This window comes from Salinisphaera sp. SPP-AMP-43, assembly GCF_049568105.1.
In the GTDB taxonomy this organism is placed as follows: Bacteria; Pseudomonadota; Gammaproteobacteria; order Nevskiales; family Salinisphaeraceae; genus Salinisphaera.
This window is the reverse complement of sequence record NZ_CP145335.1, coordinates 3,624,690-3,641,894: the sequence shown is the minus strand read 5'-3', so window position 1 is coordinate 3,641,894 and position 17,205 is coordinate 3,624,690. Positions and strand designations below refer to the sequence as shown.

The following is a 17,205-nucleotide window of genomic DNA, read 5'->3' as shown; positions in this document are numbered from 1 at the left end:
CTGAGCAAGGTGGGGTAGAACACAGGATGCCAATGGCCACGGAAACCGTGTCGGTGCTGACCGGCGATATCGTCAAATCGACGGCGTTGCACGCCGCGCAGCGCGATGCGGTCATGGCGGCGCTCGAAGACACGGCCGGGATCATCGCCGGCTGGCCGACGGCGGTCCGCTACGAGCGTTTTCGCGGCGATGGCTGGCAGTTATGGCTGGCCGAACCGAAATGGACGCTGCGGGCGGCACTGTTTGCCCGGGCTGGCGTGCGCGCCGCCTGTGACCGCGGTGACACCCGGATCGCCGCCGGTTTGGGGGCGGCAGAACTCGGCGCTACGCTCGCGGCTTCGACCGGCGCTGCCTTCGAGCGCTCGGGCCGCGGCCTCGAGCGATTGAAGCCGCACCAGCTGTGGTACATCGATGGCAAGATTGGTTCGACCGCCGAGCAGGCGCTGCTGCGCGGGCTATTTGGCCTGTGCGATGAACGCTCACGCCACTGGACCGCCCGACAGGCCGATATCTTTCGACGCCTGGGCGGGCCGAAGGCGCCCCTAATGGCCGAAGTGGCCGAGAAACTCGGCGTACAGCCCCAGACCGTGCAGACCCATTTCACAAGGGCCGGGGGGCATGCCCTGCTTGAAGCGACGGCGGCGTTCGAAGAGGCCATGACATCGTGAGGGGGAAAGACAGCCGTAAACGACTGTATTTTTTAAAACACCCGAATACGGCTGTTCTAGCTCTTGATGCTCATGCTTGCCCCGGGCAGATCGTCAGGCGGCCGTTGGCGGAGGTCGGCTGATGCTGGAAACCGGCCTGGCGCTGCTATGGGCCCATGTCTTGGCAGATTTCGTCGGTCAGACCCGGGCCATGATCGAGGCCAAGCGTCGGGCTCGGGTATTCGTGCTGCACTGGGCGATCGTCGCAGCTACGGCGCTGCTCGCCCTGGCGCCGGCCTCCGGGGCCGGTTGGGCAGCCTTGGCGCTGGTGGTGCTATCGCACGGGCTGATCGATGCCGGCAAGGTGTTCGGGGTGTCGACCGTGTGGATGCGCCAGGCCCCATTTCGCCCGCTACAGGTGTTTTTGGGCGACCAAATTGCGCATCTGGTTTTCATCCTGATCGCGGCGGCTGCGTGGCCTGCGGCCTTCAGCTCGGGGCTCTGGCCGAAATGCCTTGCGCCGTCGGGTATTGATGCGCTGTTGGTCGTCTATGTGCTGGCGGCCGGGTTCTGGATCGCGACTCGGGTTGGTGAATTGGTCATGGCCTTGTTCATGGGTGGCTTTCACGATCTATGGCAGCGCGCAGCCGGGGCAGAAGACCCGCCGCCGGCAGATCTGCCGCGGGCCGGGGCCTGGATCGGTTGGCTGGAGCGGACGCTGGTGTTCGTTTTCGTCCTGCTCGGCCAGTTCAACGCTATTGGTTTCGTGATCGCGGCCAAGTCGATCCTGCGATTCCAGTATGCCCAGCGCCCGCAGGGCAGCGAGATCGTGATTATCGGCACCCTGGCCAGTTTCGGCTGGGCGATCGGGGTCGCGCTGCTCACGCACGTCGTCCTGCTCGAGCTGGCTGCCCGGGCTGGGCTCTGAACATGGAACAGCCGTCCTTATTCGATGAAGCCGATACCGCGGCCGGCCAGACCCGCGTGCGTTTCGCGCCGAATTTCGCCGCTTGGCAGGCGGCCGCCCGTGCGCAGTGGCGGGCCGGCCGGCCACCCGAGACGATTTGGTGGGCACCGGAAGCCGGGGCCGAGACCGTCGACAACGACAACGACAACGGGCCGACGCCGCGGGTACCGCGGGCCTACGTGACACAGGCCCAGGCCGCGGCCTGCTATCGCAGTGCTGATCGCTGGGCGCTGTTGTATCGGCTGCTGTGGCGGCTGACCCACGGCGAGCGTCATCTCATGCAGCTGGCCGGCGATCCGGAGGTCGCGCGGCTGCTGCGCTATGCCAAGGCGGTCCGGCGCGATGTACACAAGATGAAGGCATTCGTTCGATTTCGGACCGTGGCCGAGCCGGGGTTCGACGCACCGCGCTATATCGCCTGGTTCGAGCCGGAGCATCTGATCGTCGAGTATGCCGCCGGTTTCTTCCGGCGGCGGTTTGCCAATATGCGCTGGTCGATTCTGACCCCGGATCGCTGTGTGCATTGGGAGGGCGCCGACCGGCTCTGGTTTTCCCCCGGCACCGATCGGTCGGCGGCCCCGGAGGGCGATATTACCGAGGACGCCTGGCGGGTCTATTACCGCAGCATCTTCAATCCGGCCCGGATCAAGACCCGGGCCATGCTTTCCGAAATGCCGGCCAAATATTGGAAGAACCTGCCCGAGGCACAGCTGATTCCGTCCCTGATCGCCGGCGCCGATCGACGAGTTGCGGCCATGGAGGCCGCCCATAAAAGCGACGATACACTGCGCTGCGGGCCGCGCCCGGCCACGCCCGAGGCCGCGCAGGCACGCCGTGCCGAGGCCAGCCCGGCGGCCTCGCTCGAACGCTTGGCCGCGCGTGCAGCACTGTGTCGCGACTGCGCGCTGTGCGGGCCGGCCACCCAGACGGTATTCGGCGAAGGCCCGGCCGATGCTCGAATCATGCTGGTCGGCGAGCAGCCGGGCGATAGCGAAGATCTGGCCGGGCGGCCGTTCGTCGGCCCGGCCGGACAGCTGCTGGATGCCGCGTTGGCGGAGGCCGGGCTGGCACGTGACGTGCTTTATATGACTAATGCGGTCAAGCATTTCAAGTTCACGCCGAAGGGCAAGACCCGGCTGCATGCCAAACCCGACTATCACGAAGTCCAGGCCTGTCGGCCGTGGCTTGCTGCCGAGATCGAGCGGGTATCGCCGCAGATCGTGATTGCGCTGGGGGCGACCGCGGCGACGGCCCTGTTGGAGCGGCGGGTTGCGGTCAGCCACTGCCGTGGCGCGCCGATCGACTGGCAGGGCCGACAACTGATGGTGACCGTGCATCCAGCGTTCATCCTGCGCTCGCGCGAGCGACGCCAAGCCGAATATCAGCGTTTCGTGGCCGATCTGGCCAAGGCGGCGGCGCGGGCCTGAAGCGGTATCTCATCCCAAAGGTGTAGTGCGTGTATGCCGCATGCAACGGGATAATGAATCGATTCAGCAACTGCTCGGTACTGCCCGGTCGTGTGCGGGGGCCGGGTTCTGACCCGATAAAAGGGGGCAAGAATGAGTCAGTCAGCCAGTTCGGCGCCGACCGGCCTGCTGCAGGGCAAGCCGTTGATCGTCATGGTATCGGTGGTCGCGGCCCTGGGCGGTCTTCTGTTTGGCTACGATACCGGCATCATCGGTGTGGCCTTGCTGGGCCTGTCGCAGGATTTCGCTCTGACCGACACGCTCAAGCAGATCGTGACCGGCGCTATCATCTTCGGCGCATTGTTCGGCGTCTTTGGAACCGGTGCGATTTCCGATCGGATCGGCCGCCGGCGTTCGATCATGCTGGTCGGGTTGATCTTTACCGTCGGCTCGCTGATGTCGGCGCTGGCGCCGACCGTGCTGTTTTTGATCCTGTCGCGATTCGTGCTGGGCCTGTCAGCTGGCAGCGCGACCCAGATCATCCCGGTCTATATCGGCGAAGTCGCGCCCTCGGCCTCTAGGGGCAAGCTGGTCGTGATGTTCCAGTTCATGGTGGTGTTCGGCATTCTCGTAGCCTATTTGACCGGCTATGCGCTGGGCGATGCGTGGCGCTGGATGTTCGGGCTGGGCATGATTCCCGCGGTCATTCTCATGCTTGGCATGTTTTTGCTTCCGGAGTCGCCGCGCTGGCTGGTCAACCAGAATCGCGAGGACGGTGCGCTTGGCGTGCTCGAGCGGGTACGTCCGACCCAGGACGAGGCTCGTACCGAGATCGACGAAATTAAAAAGATTTCGGCGCGCCCAGAAGGGACCTGGTCGGACCTGTTTTCGTCTTGGATTCGCCCGGCACTGGTAGCCGGGGCTGGGATTGCGATGTTCTCGCAGATTACCGGCAATAATGCGCTGCTCTATTACGCGCCGACCATCCTGTCTCAGGCCGGCTTTGGCGACAACGCTTCGGTGCTGGCGTCGATCGGCGGCATCGCCCTGGTCAATATCAGCACCATCTTCGGCATTCTGATGATCGATCGGATCGGCCGGCGCCGGTTTCTGATCTGGATGGTGCCGGGCTCGGCGGTGGCGATGGCGATCATGGCCATTCTGTTTACCGGCGGTATGCCGCAGTCGGCGCCCGCCCAGTACCTGCTGATTGCCTGCATGGCCATCTATATGGCCCTGAACTGTAGCTTCGGCGTCGCGCTGTGGCTGATCAACGCCGAGGTGTATCCGTTGTTCGTGCGCGGCAAGGGCGCCAGTGTCGGCGCGTTTTCACACTGGAGCTTCGACCTGCTGGTCACACTGACGACGCTGACCCTGATCAACGCACTGGGCACCTCGGGAGCGTTCTGGCTATACGCGATCATCAGCGCGCTCGGCGTAGTGTTCATCCTGCGCTATGTGCCGGAAACCAATGGTCGAACGCTGGAGCAGATCGAGGCCGATTTGAAGGCCGGAGAGTTCTTCCCGACCGACAAGCGCAACGCCCAGTCGGACGCGGTGCCGCTGCGCTGAGCGCGGTCCACGGTCGCGGCCCACCCGGATGTCGATCTGCGCGGGCCGCGCTGTGACGGGGTCGATGCCCAGGCCAGCGTTCGGGCCTGATGCATGGTCGGCGAGCGCAGGGCCACCGGCCGACGCCCGGGAACCGGCCGGCCGGTCACGAATCGTTTGGGGGCCCGAAAATAGGGCAGTGCGTCCTGTCCTGGGCTGTCAGGGTGGGGTCGTGGTCATTCGCAAAGGCAGGCGGGGCTTTCGGCCGAAGCCGTGGCCAGGCGCTGCAACTTGGCGGCACGGCATTGCGATGACATGATCCACGAGCCGTCCAATCGGTTTGACCGACGTTGTGCTGCTTCGGCCTGGCACGGGTCGTGCCTGCCGGCTGGCGTACCGCGCTTGCTCGCCTGCGATTGACCATGCGACTTAAGTGGCGTTGTGCCCGAGCCAAGCCTGCGCTGAACTGGCGCGCTTTGCCTGGGCGCACGGCAGCGCTCGATTACGATTCGTGATAAGGAACAACATACATGCATTCTTCTCGTTCGATGATTCGAATGGCGGCCGTGCTCGGTCTGAGCCTGGCCGGCTGTACGGCTGCGGCCGCCGCCAAGAACACGACAGAGGGGGCCTCGGCGGATCAAGACGGTTCCCAGACGCCGGCCCAGGAAGCCCAGCAGGCACGGCAATCGTTTTCCAACGACAACCCGTTCGCCCAGCAGAGCACGCTGGCCTTCCATGCACCGAATTTCGACCAGATCGATAACAGTGACTTCCTGCCGGCGCTCGAAGTCGGCATGCAGCGTCAGACCAAGGCGATCGAGAAAATCGCCAACAACGACGCCGAGCCGACCTTCGACAACACCATCGTGGCTATGGAAAAGACCGGCCAGCTGCTCAATCGCACGCTGCAGGTCTTCTACGGTTTGACCGGGGCCAATACCAATCCCGATTTGCAGCATATCCAGCAGGTCGAGGCGCCGCGTCTGGCGGCCCATCAGGATGCGATCTATCTCAACGATAAGCTGTTCAAGCGCGTGGCTGCGCTGTACGACCAGCGCGATTCGCTGGATCTGGATTCGGAATCGGCCCGTCTGTTGAACCAGTATTACGACAAGTTCGTGCATGCCGGCGCCAAGCTTTCGGATGCCGACAAGGATCGTTTGAAATCGATCAACAAGCGGCTGTCGAGTCTGTCGACCACCTTCACGCAGAAGCTGCTGGCGGCGACCAGCGATCATTCGCCGATCTTCGTTAACAAGGATTCGCTGGCTGGCCTGTCCGAAGACCAGATCACTGGCGCGGCCAATGCCGCTGCCGATCGGCATTTGGACGGGCAGTGGCTGATCTCGTTGCAGAACACGACCCAGCAGCCGCAGCTGGCGAACATGAGCAATCGCGATGCCCGCGAGAAGCTGTACTCGGCCTCCTGGAATCGTACCGAGCACGGCGGCGACGACGATACTCGCGACACCATCGAGACCATCGCCAAGCTGCGGGCCGAAAAAGCCAAGCTGATGGGCTACAAGAATTTCGCGGCCTACAAGCTCTACGACCAGATGGCCAAGACGCCGGCCAACGCCGAAGACTTCATGCACAAACTGGTCGGCCCGGCCAAGGCCAGCGCCAAGGCCGAAGCCGCGGATCTGCAGCAAGTCATCGACGATTCAGGCCAGGATTTCAAGCTGCGCCCCTGGGACTGGAACTATTACGCGTCCAAGCTGCGCCAGCAGCGCTTCGATCTGGACGAATCCCAGATCAAGCCCTATTTCGAGCTCGACAACGTGCTGCAGAAGGGCGTGTTTTATGCCGCCCACAAGCTGTACGGACTGAGTTTCAAGGAACGCCACGATCTGCCGGTCTGGAACCCGGATGTGCGGGTGTTCACCGTCTACGACGCCGACGGCTCCAAGCTGGCGTTGTTCTATGCCGACTATTTCAAGCGCGACAACAAAAACGGTGGCGCCTGGATGTCGAACTTCGTCGGCCAATCGACCCTGCTCGGCACCAAGCCGGTGATCTACAACGTCGCCAACTTCAGCAAGCCGCCCAAGGGCCAGCCGGCGCTGTTGAGCTATGACGACGTGGTGACCATGTTTCACGAGTTCGGCCATGCCCTGCACGGCATGTTCGCCGACACCAAGTATCCGATGCTCTCGGGTACTGCCACGCCCCGCGATTTTGTGGAATTTCCGTCGCAGTTCAACGAACACTGGGCGATCTATCCCGACGTGTTCGATCACTACGCGGTCAACTACAAAACCGGCAAGCCGATGCCGGAGTCGCTCAAGAAAAAGCTTATGAAGTCGGTGCACTTCAACCAGGGCTACGACATGAGCGAGCTGATCAGCGCAGCATTGCTGGACATGTCCTGGCACACGATCCCGGCCGATGCGGATAAGAAACAGGCCGACGAGTTCCAGCGCAGCGCGCTCAAGAAAGCCGGCATGTACATGCCGAATCTGGTGCCGCCGCGCTATCGCTCCAGCTATTTCCAGCATATCTGGGGCAACGGCTATGCTGCCGGCTATTATGCTTATCTGTGGACCGAGATGCTGGCCGACGACGGCTATACCTGGTTCAGCGAGCACGGTGGGCTGACGCGCGCCAACGGCGACCGTTTCCGCAAAATGGTGTTGTCGAAGGGCGATACCGAAGACCTGGAGAAGGTCTATGACGATTGGCGCGGCCACGAACCGCGTATCCAGCCGATGCTGGACAATCGCGGCCTGGCCGGCCACGGCGATGCTGCCGCCGACGATAGTCAGAAGCCGGATGGCGGCGATCAAGGCTAGCCCGTAGGGCGCCGGCCCGCGCCTGTGGCGCGGGCCGGATTCAAACAGAGTGCCCGAATCGCGGTATGCTCGTGCCGGCAGCTCGCCGAGCGACTCCAGGAGGCGATCATGGGCCGACACGACGATTCGACACGGGCCCGGCTTTTCGACCAGGTCTCGAGCTTGACCTTCAATTTATCCCGCCAGGCGGTGGGTGCGCTGGCCAATCGCGTCGGCGGTATGACGCTCAAGATCGGTTCCACGCTGATCCTGGATGCGACCCAGCGGCGGTTGTTGTCTCCCGAACAACAGGCCTGGATGGCGCGCGCCGGGGCGGCGATCCACGACGCCCGGGTGACCGCCGGTCTGTCGATCGACGGTTTGGCCGAAGCGATGGATATGGAAGACAAGACCCTGCTCAAGGCCATGGAGCAGGGCAGTGCGACCGTGTCTTTCGAGATGATCCTGCGGCTGACCTCGCTGTTGGCTCGCAACGACCCGATTCCATTTCTGATCAGTCTGGTCCGTGGCTTCAACCCGCGGCTCTGGGCGCTACTCGAAGATTGGGGCATCGGCCATCTGCCGACCATGATCGAGCGCGACCGCAAATGGCTGAACATCTATCGCGGCAACGACGCGGTGCGCCAGCTGCCCGAGGCCGAGTTCAACCAAGTTCTGGCTTTCTGTCGCCAGTCCCTGGAAACCGCCATGGTCTTGCGTTCCGGCGGTTTTCAGGCCGGTGATGAGGAAAACGACGCCGACACGGCGCATCGCTCGTCGGGCGATGGACAGCGCCGCTAATCGCCAGCCGCGCTCAGAGTGGCGGGCCCAATCCTCACGCCATGGTAATTAATCCGTCCCTTGTCTGTTGGACGGCCCAGGTCGTCGGCTTTGGGCGGACCACGCTCCGGACGCATAGCACCGAAGGGCAGCCCTATTTTTACTGGGCTGTCCGACTCCAAGAGACGAGCGCCCAGCGACAAACGCTAGGACGGCAATCGAGCGCGCTCGCCCGCCTAGAGCGACGACGCCATAGTGGCCATGTCGCGTCCTGCCGCGCCGCCCCGTTTTTTCGAACAAGCGCTTGGCGCGGCCCCGTACGAAACCTCAGTAAGCCCGAGCCGTAGGGCTTGGACGCCGCGATCCGCGCGGCTCGGCGGGTCGCGACGATCGACCGCAGGGGCAAAAGAGCCGGCGGCGTAAACCCATACTGGCCGGGCTCGAAACCGGGTCGCCGCCCACGCTCGTGGGCGAGCCATTCCCGCAGGCAGGCGAGGCCTTTGTGCTAGCCACAAGCCGCAAGCCGCAAGCCGCCAGAATGCGGCGGCCTGCGTTGATCAGCCGGCTAGAAGGTTCCGGCGTTGATCACCAGATGCACCGCGATCGAAGCGACATAGCCGAGCGCGACCGCCCAGGTCCACTTCAGGTGCGACATGAAGGTGTAGTAGCCGCGGGCCTGGCCCATCAGAGCCACCCCGGCTGCCGAGCCGATCGATAGCAGACTGCCGCCCACGCCGGCGGTGAGCGTGACCAGCAGCCATTGGCCGTCGGGCATTTGCGGATTCATCTGGATGACCGCGGCCATGATCGGAATATTGTCCACGATCGACGACAGCACGCCGACCACGGTATTGGCCCAGGTCGCGCCCCATTGCAGATACAGCACGTTGGCCATGACCGCCAGATAGCCTAGAAAAGCCAGGCCGCCGACGCATAGCAGTACGCCATAGAAGAACAGCAGGGTGTCCCATTCGGCTTCGGCAACATGGCCGAAAACATTGAAGCGCGAGGCCGAGTCGCCCTGTTTTTCGTGGCGTACCAGATCCGGCGGCGTCATTTCGTCGGATTCGCGATAGGCCGCCAGCGCCTGGTCTTTGCGCATCGCTGTCTTCATGAGGTAGTACATGAGCAGCTGCAGATAGGCCATGCCAAGCATCATGCCCAGATACGGCGGCAGACCGAAGAAGCTGTGCCCGACCACGGCGGTGGCGATAGTGGCTGCAAATGCGATCAATACGGCATAGCCGCCGCGCCGGACGTGGCCAGTATTCTCGCTCGGCTCGGGTGCACCGCTGGGCACCGCGAAATGCATACAGGCTGCCGGCACCACGAAGTTGACCAGCGACGGCACGAACAGACGGAAGAACTCGGCAAAGCCGAGTTGGTCGCTCTGCCAGACCATCAGCGTAGTGATATCGCCGAACGGGCTGAAGGCGCCGCCGGCATTGGCGCCGACCACGATATTGATACACGCCAGGGCGATGAAACGCTGGTTGCCACCGCCGACCGCCAGCACGACCGCCGACAGCACCAGGGCGGTGGTCAGGTTATCGATTGCCGGCGAGATCACGAAGGCTAGAAATCCAGTGATCCAGAACAGCTGTCGGAACGAATAGCCGCGTGCGGCCAGCCAGGTGCGCAGGGCCTCGAAGATATTGCGGTCGGTCATGGCGTTGACGTAGGTCATGGCCACGAGCAGGAATAAAAATAGCCCGGAGAACTCGACCAGGGTATCGGTCAGCGCCTCCTCGACCGGTGCCGAGGCGCCGGTAAAATGGACATAGCCGGCGATCACCATCCAGATCAGCCCGGCCGCCAGAATCACTGGCTTGGACTTGCGCAGGTCCGTGTATTCCTCGAGCATTACCAGCACATAGGCCCCCACGAACAGGGCCAGCGCGACCAGCCCCGGCCAGGCCGTGGTCAGATGCAGTTGATCGCTGGTTTCGGCAGCCCAGGCTGCCAGTGGCATAAGCCAGCCGCACAGAAGCAGTGCGGTGGGTAGGAGTACACGCTTCGCGGTCATTAACGTCCCCCAACGGCCGGCCGTTTACCGACTCGCTGTATTGTGAAAGCCGCTTAGCCTACCAAGATGAGGGCGTCGGGGATAATTCGTATCGTCCTGAACATATTTGAAAGAGTCGCGCTCGAACATCATCTTGGCTGAATCCGAACGACGAAACCGAGCCACATGAAGACTCTCGATATCGATCTTGTCTCCGACGTCGTATGCCCCTGGTGTGCCATCGGCGTCGCCCGTCTGGAGCAGGCTCTGGGCCAGCTCGACGACGTCGAAGCACGCCTGCGCTGGCATCCTTTCTTACTCAACCCAGACCTGCCGGCCGAAGGGCGCGACATGGTGGATCACCTAGCGGCGAAATACGGCAAGACACCGGACCAGATCCATGCCTCCCAGCAGCAGATCATCGCTGCGGCGCATGAACTGGGCCTGCACTTCGAGCGGGCCGCCGAGCGTCGCTCGTACAATACCTTCGATACCCACCGCGTACTGCACTATGCACGCGAGGCCGGGGTCGATCAGGCGTTCAACAAGCAATTGTTCGATGCCTATTTCGGCGACGCTGGAAATCCAACCGATCCGGCGCTGCTGGTGGCCATCGGACGTTCGCTCGGCCTCGAAGGCGAGACCATCGCCGCAATTCTGGAATCCGACCGCTATGCCGAGGAAGTGCAGGCCGAGATCGACCGGTATCGGCAGCTTGGCGTGACCGCGGTGCCGGCGTTCATTATCGAGCAGCGCTATCTGATCTCTGGCGCCCAGCCGCCGGAGGCCTTGGCCGACGGGCTGCGCCAGATTGCCGAAGAGTCCGCTACGTCGGCCGCGACATGAGCCCCACCGACGCTGCGATCCACGATCGTATCCTCGGCATGGTGGCTGCGCGTGGCGTCGATAAAACCTGCTGTCCCTCCGAGATCGCCCGGGCGCTGGCAAACGACGATGGCTGGCGCGAACTGATGCCTAGAGTCCGTCGGATCGCCGTCGAACTGGCGCGCCAGGAGCGGCTCTGTATCACTCAGGGCGGGGTGAGAATCGAGCCGCAGGATGCCGAGCATCTAGCGGGCCCGATCCGGTTGGGGTGGCCGGCTTCCGGCCAGGGCTAAGCCATCGCCTGGCGAACGGCAATAGGGCAGCGATCTGGCATAGGCCGTACTGGGCCCGGGTTGCAACACGGCTGACCATGAGCGGTTTGATCGATCCAGGCATGCTGGGTATCGCAATCCAGATGTTTCCAAACCAGGCCCGGTGACGTATGCCTTGGACGCCAAGCGGGGGCTATCGGTTGCGAGCGAAATGACGTCCTTCGCCGTGCTGCGGCCAGTCCAGGCCAGTCCAGGCCTGGCGCCTATCCTCGCGTATTCTGCGATAGCGCGCTGGCGCCCGTTTTTCTGCGGCGGGCCGTGCGTGGCGATGAACCCGGAGGCCACGATACGTTGCCGGTCGGGACTCGGCGCGCTGGGCCGATCGTGGCTTGCGGACCGCGGTTGTCGCGGCCATGCCGCGTTCGGACAATATCGGCACCGGGTCTGACGCAGCCCTATAGTAGTCGTGCCGTGTCGGCTCGGCGAGCGGCTTGATAGCGGGCACGACCAAGCCATTCGTTCTGATCCGCCTTGGGCCGGTCTTTTTCCGAAAGTATCCCGATATGCGGTCGCTGCCGAGTACGCTATCTTCATCGAGGTTTCGCCAAAAAATTCGATATGCAGTCGGGCCTTGCATCGACCGTATACGGCGAAACCTCAAGGGAGGCAGCATTCAGGCATGAGGCTTGATTCGGGGGCAGGGCGACAATGGCTGATCGCTCAAAGAGTTCGACGGGTTTCAGTGATCCGGGGCGGCGGCTGCCGTGGCTGGTCCGGGCTGGCTTTAGGGATGTCGTGGGCAGTGGCCGCGGTTCTTGTGGCGGGGCTGTTGATGCCGGTGCCGGCACGGGCGGTCGGTGAACTCGAACTGGATCGCAGCATCACCAAGTTTCTGGTGCTGGAAAACGAACGCCAGGCGATCGCCGACGGCGCGCCTACCATCGATCATGAAGGGCTGCCCAAGCCCGGTGAGCCGGAAGCGCCACAGGAGCTGGATTCGTCGCATAACATCGCCGTACTGCCCCTGATCGGCTATGGGCCGGAGGTCGGGCTGATTCTGGGCGGTAAGTTCAGCGATATCAATTTCGGCGATTCGCATATGAATCTCGATATCGGCGCTACCCAGTCGACCCGAGGTGAGACCGATGTCGAAGCCACCTGGGGCATGCCGCATCTGTTTGGCAGCGATTTCATCGGCCTGATCAATGCCCACTATGCACTGCGTCCGACCCAGGATTTCTATGGCCTGGGCAACAACGATGCCGGCGATGATGCGCTCAGTCAGCACGAACACCATGCTACTTCGGTGTTGTTCACGCTGGCGCGCCAGCTCGCGCCGCACTGGATGGTGTCCGGTACCATCGGCTACGACCGGGTCACCATCGGCGAGGGTGACCCGCAGGACGGCCGGCCGTCGACTACCGATGCCTTTGCCGACCTGCCGGGCATGGAAGGCGGCTATATCAATCCGGTGTCGCTATCGCTGATCTATAACACCCAGCGCGACCTGACCCGCCCCGAGCAGGGCTGGAACGTGGTCGGCAAGGTCAAGCACGTCGGCCCTGAGCTGGGCAACGACTTCAACTATGCCCAGTTCATCACCGATGCCAGCTATATCCAGCCGCTGGGCTCGCCCAAACATCTGCTCGCTTTTCGCGTGGACGGCGAATATGTCACCGGTAGCGGCAACGACCTGCCGTTCTACGAGTTCGCTTCGCTCGGCGGTTTCGACAGTCTCGAAGGCTTCTATCCGAATCGTTTCTTGGGCCAGAGCCGGGTGTTTGCCCGCATGGCCTATCAGACCCTGTTGGCCGATTTCGATTTCTACGATATCTGGCGGGTGCGTCTGGATGGCACCGTGTTTGCCGGGGCCGGTCGCGTGTTTCTCGACCAGTCTCGCCTGCCTGACGATCTGGTGGCCGGCGAGCCCGACGTGACCCCGGGGCTGAGCGACAAGATCCAGTTCAGCTATGGCGCTGGCCTGCATATCGCCCTGAGCGAAGCCCTCTCGACCCGCCTGGATTTGGGCTTTAGCGGCGAGAGCAAGGCGCTGGTCTATCTATCGTTCGGCAACGCGTTCTAAAAACGGTCGGCAGCGTCGATGCGCTTGTTGTCGGTTCGACAGAAGGCGGCTAGCGGACTCTTTCGTGGCGTGAGGAAAAAGAGCGGTGCGGACGCCGTTCATGATGCCGGGGCTGCGGTCGATGGCGACTCGCCCGGTGACTGCGGCGGATCGTATCGTGCTCATCGCGACGGCTGCGATGTCTATCATGGCGGCGCTCGTGACCCTGATCGGCGCGCTCATGCCGGTCGCGGTAGTGGGCTCGGTCATGCCGCTCGTGGCGGCGGAATCGTTTGCTGTCTCGGTGTGCGCGATGATGACGATAGACGCGATCGCGGTAGTGCCGCGACGAGTAGGAGCCGTAGCCATAACGGGGATAATAGGCGGGGCCGCCGTAATAGCCGCCATAGCCGCTATAGAACGTGCTGTGGCCCCGGGCTGGATAGTAGCCGGCATCGTAGGTGGTGCAGCCAACGAGCAGCAGGCTCGTCGCCAACAACGCGATCAGACGTTTCATAACATGCGCCCACCGCAGCGTTTGGGAAGGCCCCCATTATGGGTCCCGACGACATGAACCGGATTTGAATGCGTCGATGGCCGCCTTGGGCGCGCAGCGCGGCCCAGAAAATCCGGCCCCCCGCTAAGCGCCGGGCGGACAACAATCCAGAGCTGATATTTAAGCCGGCATGACCACGTTGATGCAGCCATCTTGCTTGGCATTGAAGCGAGCATAGGGGGTCGCGGCATCGGCCAGGTGGTAGCGAGGGGGGATGATGAAAGAGGGATCGATCAGCCGCTGCTCGACGGTGTTGAGCCGCGGCTTGAGATACTGCCGCATATGCGTGTGACCGCTCTTGCGGACCGAGGTGATCATCTCGTTGACTGCCAGCGGGTGGTTGTCTGCGGACGAATCGGCGCTGCGGCGGACATATTCCGGGTCGCCCTGAGGATGGGCTTCAGCGCCGATGCAGTCGATGCCGCAGTCCGGGCCGCGACCGCCGGGCATCTCCAGTAGCGTGCGATAGACATCGTCCTGCTCGAAGTTGATCACTTCGGCGCCGGCTTTGTCGTTGGCCAGCTTGAGCCGCTCTGGGGCGCGGTCGATGGCGATGCCCCGGACTGCGCCTATCATCCAGGCGCTGCGGAGCACGAACTGGCCCGTCGGCCCCGCAGACCCAAATGGGCGCGGTGTCACCGGCTTCCATATCGCAGTTGTCGACCGCCTGATAGCCGGTCGGGTAGATATCCAACCGGAAGAGCCGCTGGTCGTCGCGCAGCTCGGATTCGACCTTGATCGGCCCGACATCGGCATAAGGCACGTACTCGGCCTGGCCCGGGAATGCCGCCGAGGTGATGCGAATAACCGAACAGCGCCGAGGGCGAATGTCCCCATCAATTCGGCTGCCTGGTCGGCGTTCGGGGGGGGGCGAGCGGTCGTACAGCGAGTACAGATGTTTGTTGCAAAAAAACAGCCACCGCAGGCGATGCTGAACGGCACGACCACGCGATCGCTCTGCTGCAGGCGATGCACAGCCGAGCCGGTGTCGAGCACTTCGCCCATGAACTCATGGCCGAGTACGTCGCCGGCCTGCATGCCGGCCATCAGGCCGTTGTACAGATGCAGATCCGAGCCACAGATCGCAGTCACTTTGATGATGGCATCGCGATCGTGCTGCAAGCCGGGATCGGCCATATGATCGACGCGGACATCGTGGGTGCCATGCCATGCCATGCCAGGTCAGGCCAGGTCAGGCCAGGGCTTTCACTCGAAGGCCCTATCGACGCGCAGCGGGATCGAGTCCGACGGGAACAGGGGGCCTCCGGTCTTGTTCGGGGCCGACTGCACAGGGCTTTGAAGACCGTTAGATAGTCTCGGCTGGGCAGCGGTTTGGGATTAGGGCCTGTCCCAACGTAGTAAAACCGATCATTCGCGAGCAGTGCCGCTGCGTGCTTAGCTTGGCAGCAATACGATGCCGTGCTCGGCGGCGATCCCGGCCAGCCGCCCGGGGTCGGGCCCGCCCGGGGCGGTCAAGATCTCGGCGCAGCCTTCAAAAAAGCCTTCGATCCCGCCCGGGGTAGTGTGGACCAGCAGTGTCAGCGGCGTATCGCCGCGGTTACGAAACGTATGCACCACGCCGCGGGGGATGAACACGGTGGTTCCTGGATCGGCTTCGAACCATTGGCCATCGCGTAAAAACGATGCGCGGCCGGACAACAGATAAAAGCATTCATCTTCGTGGCGATGGTAATGCCGGGGTGGCCCATTCTGGCCGGGCGGCACGGTCGTGGCGAACAGCGTGAATCGCCCGCCGGTATCACGGCTGCCCAGCTTGATGACGATCTCGTTGCTGAACACGTCGAAGCGGCGCCCACCCGAGGCCGGGACCACGGTAGCAACGGAGTCGGTCATCGAGTCCATCTCTAGTTCTCCCGAACGAGGCGCGGCCAGCAGGGGCGATACAGCGGCAGTTTCTGAAGCCAAGTTCGAATAATAAACCATTCCAGGCCGATATCGTCCCGGGCGGCGAGCCAATGCATGAGGTTTGCCGCTTGACCAGTCCGGACTGGTCCGGCGGCATTGGAAAAGCGCCCCGCGTTTGGCTAACGTCCGCACCTATGGCGTCGGGCGGGCGGCCGACACAGATCGGCGAGCCCGCGGCCTGGTTTTCAGCCAGCACGAGAGGATCATGACTGCAGACGACTATATCCGGCGACTCGACCTGCAGCCGCACCCCGAGGGCGGCTACTACCGGCAGACCTATCAGGCGGCCGAGAAGTTGTCGGCGGCGGCGCTGCCCGAGCGCTACAGCGGTGCGCGGGCCGTATCCACGGCGATTTATTTTCTGTTGCGCGATCGCGATGTATCGCATCTGCATCGCCTGGCCTCGGATGAGGTCTGGCATCATTATGCTGGCGCGCCGCTGCTGGTACATGTCATCGATGTGAACGGTGAACACCGGGCGCATGTGCTGGGCAAGGATCTGGCGTCCGGGGCGCGGCCCCAACTGGTCGTGCCGCGGGGCGCCTGGTTTGGTGCCGAACTGCAACAAACCGGCAGTTTCGCGCTGGTCGGTAATACGGTTGCCCCGGGGTTCGATTTCGAGGACTTCGAACTGGCCGAGCGGCCGGCACTGAGTGCGCAGTTTCCGCAGCATGCATCGGTCATCGAACGATTGACGCCGGACCCAGCCTAGCCGGGGTCTTGGGGGAATGTAGGGCAGGCGGCCGAATGGGGTTCAAACAGGTCAAGATGCGTAGCGTGGTCTGCCGTTGACAGCTCCAAACGCGTGGGCTGGCATCGTCTCGCAAGTTTCGATTGGACTACGCCAGGCGCCGCGTACGTCTGTGCCATGACGATCGATGGTTGCCTTGTAAACCGCTAGGCCGCAGGAGCCGCGCTCGGGGCCAGGCCCGTCGTTCCGGGAGTGGGGCGATGCGTCGGCGTTGGGCAGGCCGCATGCGGTATGTTGTGGAGTTTGCAAGGGGGAAAAGACTATGGCGCCAGGCAAGGCGGTCGCGGCCGGATTCATGGCCAGCATGGTACTGGCCGGCTGTATGCTCGGGCAGACACTCGCCCAGGTATGGCCCGATCTGGATTGGATCGAGCTAATCCAGCGTTTGACCGGCGAGCCGCGGGCGCTGGGCTGGCTCGGGCATTTCGTGATTGGCAGTCTGATCTGGGGGCTGGGATTCGCGGCGCTCTACCGGCTGCTGCCCGGCCACAACGGGCTGCTCAAGGGGCTGGCCTTCGGCGTACTCGCCTGGGTCGGAATGATGCTGCTGTTTTTCCCCGTTGCCGGCGGCGGGTTTTTTGGCGTGGCGATCGGTTGGCCTGCGACATTGGCCACCTTCGGAGCGCACCTGCTCTATGGCGGCGTGCTGGGCATGTGTTACGGCGCGCCGGATCGGTGAACGC

The 17,205-nt window shown here is 63.3% G+C and carries 14 protein-coding genes and 1 pseudogene; 11 read left to right on the top strand and 4 right to left on the bottom strand.

Annotation, left to right across the window (positions count from 1 at the left end; genetic code table 11):
* Positions 1–32: 32 nt before the first annotated feature.
* The 6 genes from V5738_RS15695 (at position 33) to V5738_RS15670 (ending at position 8,146) form a co-directional block, all read left to right on the top strand.
* Positions 33–668: a hypothetical protein gene (locus tag V5738_RS15695; protein WP_423821751.1), complete on the top strand. Its 636-nt coding sequence runs from the start codon at positions 33–35 to the stop codon at positions 666–668.
* A 121-nt stretch (positions 669–789) separates the two neighbouring features.
* Positions 790–1,575, top strand: a complete 786-nt coding sequence (locus V5738_RS15690) for a DUF3307 domain-containing protein (RefSeq protein WP_423821750.1) — start codon at positions 790–792, stop codon at positions 1,573–1,575.
* A gap of 2 nt (positions 1,576–1,577) precedes the next feature.
* Positions 1,578–3,041, top strand: a complete 1,464-nt coding sequence (locus V5738_RS15685; protein ID WP_423821749.1) for a UdgX family uracil-DNA binding protein — start codon at positions 1,578–1,580, stop codon at positions 3,039–3,041.
* A 132-nt stretch (positions 3,042–3,173) separates the two neighbouring features.
* The gene (locus tag V5738_RS15680) at positions 3,174–4,592 is read left to right on the top strand and encodes a sugar porter family MFS transporter (protein ID WP_423821748.1); all 1,419 of its coding nucleotides are present in this window, start codon (positions 3,174–3,176) and stop codon (positions 4,590–4,592) included.
* Positions 4,593–5,101: 509 nt separating this feature from the next.
* On the top strand, positions 5,102–7,366 hold the full coding sequence (gene dcp / locus V5738_RS15675) for a peptidyl-dipeptidase Dcp (RefSeq protein ID WP_423821747.1): 2,265 nt from the start codon (positions 5,102–5,104) through the stop codon (positions 7,364–7,366).
* A gap of 108 nt (positions 7,367–7,474) precedes the next feature.
* Complete coding sequence (locus V5738_RS15670) at positions 7,475–8,146, top strand: hypothetical protein (protein ID WP_423821746.1); 672 nt, start codon at positions 7,475–7,477, stop codon at positions 8,144–8,146.
* Between the two features lie 544 nt (positions 8,147–8,690).
* Here V5738_RS15670 and nhaD read toward each other — a convergent pair.
* Positions 8,691–10,151 carry a sodium:proton antiporter NhaD gene (gene nhaD / locus V5738_RS15665; protein WP_423821745.1) on the bottom strand — a complete coding sequence of 487 codons (1,461 nt, stop codon included), beginning with the start codon at positions 10,149–10,151 and terminating at the stop codon, positions 8,691–8,693.
* 165 nt (positions 10,152–10,316) lie between these two features.
* On the opposite strand from nhaD, the gene V5738_RS15660 reads away from it, so the two are divergent.
* The 3 genes from V5738_RS15660 to V5738_RS15650 all read left to right on the top strand — a co-directional run bounded on the left by V5738_RS15660 (position 10,317) and on the right by V5738_RS15650 (position 13,310).
* Positions 10,317–10,976, top strand: a complete 660-nt coding sequence (locus V5738_RS15660) for a DsbA family oxidoreductase (RefSeq protein ID WP_423821744.1) — start codon at positions 10,317–10,319, stop codon at positions 10,974–10,976.
* Positions 10,973–11,248, top strand: a complete 276-nt coding sequence (locus V5738_RS15655; RefSeq protein WP_423821743.1) for a DUF3253 domain-containing protein — start codon at positions 10,973–10,975, stop codon at positions 11,246–11,248. Before V5738_RS15660 ends, V5738_RS15655 begins: the two co-directional genes overlap by 4 nt.
* A gap of 781 nt (positions 11,249–12,029) precedes the next feature.
* On the top strand, positions 12,030–13,310 hold the full coding sequence (locus tag V5738_RS15650; RefSeq protein WP_423821742.1) for a BamA/TamA family outer membrane protein: 1,281 nt from the start codon (positions 12,030–12,032) through the stop codon (positions 13,308–13,310).
* Positions 13,311–13,965: 655 nt separating this feature from the next.
* On the opposite strand, the gene V5738_RS15645 is transcribed toward V5738_RS15650, so the two are convergent.
* The 3 genes and pseudogenes from V5738_RS15645 to V5738_RS15635 form a co-directional block, all read right to left on the bottom strand.
* Entirely contained in the window at positions 13,966–14,421 is a 456-nt protein-coding gene (locus tag V5738_RS15645; RefSeq protein ID WP_423824191.1) for a hypothetical protein, read from the bottom strand.
* A gap of 384 nt (positions 14,422–14,805) precedes the next feature.
* A pseudogene (locus V5738_RS15640) lies at positions 14,806–14,883 on the bottom strand (hypothetical protein); the annotation flags it as partial.
* A 357-nt stretch (positions 14,884–15,240) separates the two neighbouring features.
* Positions 15,241–15,699: a cupin domain-containing protein gene (locus V5738_RS15635; RefSeq protein ID WP_423821741.1), complete on the bottom strand. Its 459-nt coding sequence runs from the start codon at positions 15,697–15,699 to the stop codon at positions 15,241–15,243.
* A gap of 277 nt (positions 15,700–15,976) precedes the next feature.
* Here V5738_RS15635 and V5738_RS15630 point away from each other — a divergent pair, with 277 nt between their 5' ends.
* Both V5738_RS15630 and V5738_RS15625 read left to right on the top strand, forming a co-directional pair.
* Positions 15,977–16,483, top strand: a complete 507-nt coding sequence (locus tag V5738_RS15630) for a cupin domain-containing protein (RefSeq protein ID WP_423821740.1) — start codon at positions 15,977–15,979, stop codon at positions 16,481–16,483.
* Between the two features lie 301 nt (positions 16,484–16,784).
* Complete coding sequence (locus V5738_RS15625) at positions 16,785–17,201, top strand: DUF6789 family protein (protein WP_423821739.1); 417 nt, start codon at positions 16,785–16,787, stop codon at positions 17,199–17,201.
* Positions 17,202–17,205: the final 4 nt, after the last annotated feature.